The sequence below is a fragment of the Flavobacterium sp. K77 genome (assembly GCF_021608205.1).
Classification (GTDB): domain Bacteria; phylum Bacteroidota; class Bacteroidia; order Flavobacteriales; family Flavobacteriaceae; genus Flavobacterium; species Flavobacterium turcicum.
The window spans coordinates 1-3,022 of sequence record NZ_JAKIHO010000023.1 but is presented as its reverse complement, the minus strand read 5'-3'; the positions used below and the strand labels follow the sequence as shown (position 1 = coordinate 3,022).

Here is a 3,022-nt window from a genome sequence, read left to right as displayed (position 1 = left end):
AGTTTCGCTTTTCGGTTTCCACTTTCAGGTTTCTTCTATTCAGATTTTGCTTTTCAGATTTTGCCTTTCAAGTTTCGTTTTTCAGATTCCACTTTTCGGTTTCTGCTTTTCAGATTTTACTTTTCAGATTTTGATTTTCAGATTCTGCTTTTCAAGTTTCGCTTTTCGGTTTCCACTTTCAAGTTTCTACTTTCAAAAACTCTAGCGGAAGATTAATTTATTTCTAATTCTTAATGTCTGCGTAAATTCGCAACTGCCCTATAACGTTCTGGTACTACAGCGGGTTTGGGTTCTAAATTAAGATTTATTTTTCGGTTATCGCTAAACATCCAAATACAAAACCAACTTCCCCTTAAGCCAATTACCCAAATCCGTTGTAGTAGCTGTTATGCGTCGCTTTTTTATTTTTTATTTAATAATTCATCTAACTCATCTTTGGCATCATCAATTCCTAATAATCTACTTTCAAAAACTCCAAAATAAGTTACATCGTCAATAGATAATCTTTCAAATTCATTTTCCATAATTCTTAAATATATTTTCTTTGGTGCTTCTTTGTTGGTTATTGTGTAATCAACAATTGTAAACGTATTTTGATATTTTTTGCCTTCAAATTTTTGTTCAATTTCAGTTTTAAAAGTTAACTTTTCAAAACTTATGAGTTTACTATTTTTCGATGTATTTTTCCAAATTATTCTTTCAATTTTGCCAACTTTATTTTTCTCAACTTTATAGTTCAGTTTCTTATTCAAGTCATATTTTGAAACTAATTTTAATATTTTACTAAATTCAGATAGGCTTAAATATTTTTTAGTTTTGTTATTGAGTATATGTCCACCGTGTTCATTTTGGCTTTTATATTCGTTACTAATTCTTAAACAAGTTTCTGAAAATTCAGTTTTAATGAAAACTTCATTTTGTTTTTTATAATTAATAAAGGAGCAGAATAATAGAATTAAAGTTAAAAATAAGAAGTGTGTTTTTTTAAATTTCATATCAAAATATGTTTGAAATTGTTGTTAACTTTCGGACTTCTGTTCCTCCAAAGTGACGCATAACGTTCCGGCGCTTGGCAAGGTTGCGAACTTCGGAACTGATTATTTTCTATCAAAGATAAAATTTCTTGCGAGAAATAAACGTGAATACACCACAAAATTCGCAATCTTGCCAAACGCCTGTTGGCAGATCGGTTTTATTTTTCAGTCAATATTTTTCTTAACTTTTGATAATCGCCACTCATTCCAAATTCTTCTGTGTTAGATTTTGTTCCAACAATTACATTTGCATCGCAGCCAAAACAAATTTTTGCGATTCCGATTATTTTAGATTTTCTTTTAAAAATTAAAATGTCTCTGTAAATATAAATACAAGCTGTTGCATAAGATTCTGAATGCTTTTTCTCTGTAAAAATTTCGTCTATTTTGTCGAACTTTTTTGGTTCAATTTTCGATTTTGTATAGCCGAAAGATTTTAAATTGTCAATAAAATTTGTGTCTGTAATTGACTTAGGAATTTCACCTAAAATCACACCCATTTTTAAAGAATCTTTTACTGATTTTTTTTGATTATCATATAATTCTTCAATTTGGTCTTCTTCAATTTCGTTTTGATAATACTCAATTTCGTCATATTCAAAATATTTTTCTCCTGTAATTTTCGGTTCTTTTATGACACTTTCAACATTCTGCGTTTCAACATTTTCTGCTTTAGTTTCTTTTTTGAAATTACAGCTAAAAAGTAAAATTGCTAATAAGAATATTAAATTTTTCATTTGATTATGTTTTGTTTTTCGTTCCGTTTTTCTAAACTTTCTGCCAACGTTCCCGCGCTACAGGCGGTTTGGGACTAAATTAGCGTTATTTTTCGGATTAGCCAAAATTCCCAAATACAAAACCATTTTCCCGTCAAGACAAATACCCAAATCGCTTGTAGCGTGTGTTATAGGGCGGTTGTAAAGTCGAAATTACTGTGCTAACGAAATTTCCGCCTACACTTTTTAGTTGCTACTTTTCAAGTTTCTGCATTTCAGTTTCTGCTTTTCGGTTTTTTGTCTTTCAGTTTCCGTTTTTCAGGTTTCTGCTTTTCGGTTTCTGATTTTCAGGTTTCTGCTTTTCAGGTTTCTGCTTTTCAGGTTTCTGCTTTTCAGGTTTCTGCTTTTCAGGTTTCTGCTTTTCAGGTTTCCGCTTTCAGGTTTCCGCTTTCAGGTTTCTGCTTTCAGGTTTCTGCTTTCAGGTTTCTGCTTTCAGGTTTCTGCTTTGCGATAAAAGTGGAAGATGATCTTGAATTCAGTAATATTTATCTGCGTAAATTCCGCAACTGCCCTATAACGTTCTGGCGCTACACGAGGTTTGGGATTAAAGATGCGAGGTTTTTCGGTTAAACACAAATTTCCCAAGTACAAAACCATCTTTAAATTCAGCCTAATGCCCAAATCTCGTGTAACGGCTGTTACCAGTAGGTTTTAATGTAAAGTTACGGTTTCATATTTCGATTTACACCAATCTATAATTTCGCCAACTTGATTGAACTCAACGGTATAGTATTTTCCATCATTTTCATATTTTTCGTGTACAATAACAAAAATTCTATTTTTATATATTTTTGGATAATGAATAAACAGCTTTGGAAAGTTACCATGATTAAACTTTTTAATTTTAAATTGGTTTTTGTTAATATTGGTCAAATCGAGATCTATATTCATATCTTTAAAACTCTTCCAGTATTTTGAATACTCTAACTTTTCTATATTCTTTCCATAATTTGGAAGTTGTGCTTTTAAACATTCAGATGGGACATAATAAATTTCCTCACTTGAATCATAATTCAGAGACTTAAATAAGGTTATTTTACTTTTAACCGGATAAACTTTTAGAATATTTTCTTTGTAGAAGTCAAAAGCTAATTGTTCGTAAAAAGGAAATGTAGATTGCGAAAAACAATCAAAATTTATAAGCAAAAAAAGAATAAGTGTGTATAAAATTCTATTGTTCATTTTTTCTGCACGGTTTTTAAAACTTACTGG

3 protein-coding genes are annotated in these 3,022 nt (G+C 30.4%); all 3 read right to left on the bottom strand.

Annotation, left to right across the window (positions count from 1 at the left end; all coding sequences use genetic code 11):
* Positions 1–401 precede the first annotated feature (401 nt).
* On the bottom strand, positions 402–995 hold the full coding sequence (locus L1S34_RS14670; RefSeq protein ID WP_236364830.1) for a hypothetical protein: 594 nt from the start codon (positions 993–995) through the stop codon (positions 402–404).
* Between the two features lie 197 nt (positions 996–1,192).
* Positions 1,193–1,771, bottom strand: a complete 579-nt coding sequence (locus L1S34_RS14665) for a hypothetical protein (protein ID WP_236364828.1) — start codon at positions 1,769–1,771, stop codon at positions 1,193–1,195.
* 690 nt (positions 1,772–2,461) lie between these two features.
* Positions 2,462–3,022, bottom strand: a 561-nt coding sequence (locus L1S34_RS14660; RefSeq protein WP_236364827.1) for a hypothetical protein, incomplete at its 5' end; no start/stop codon positions are given.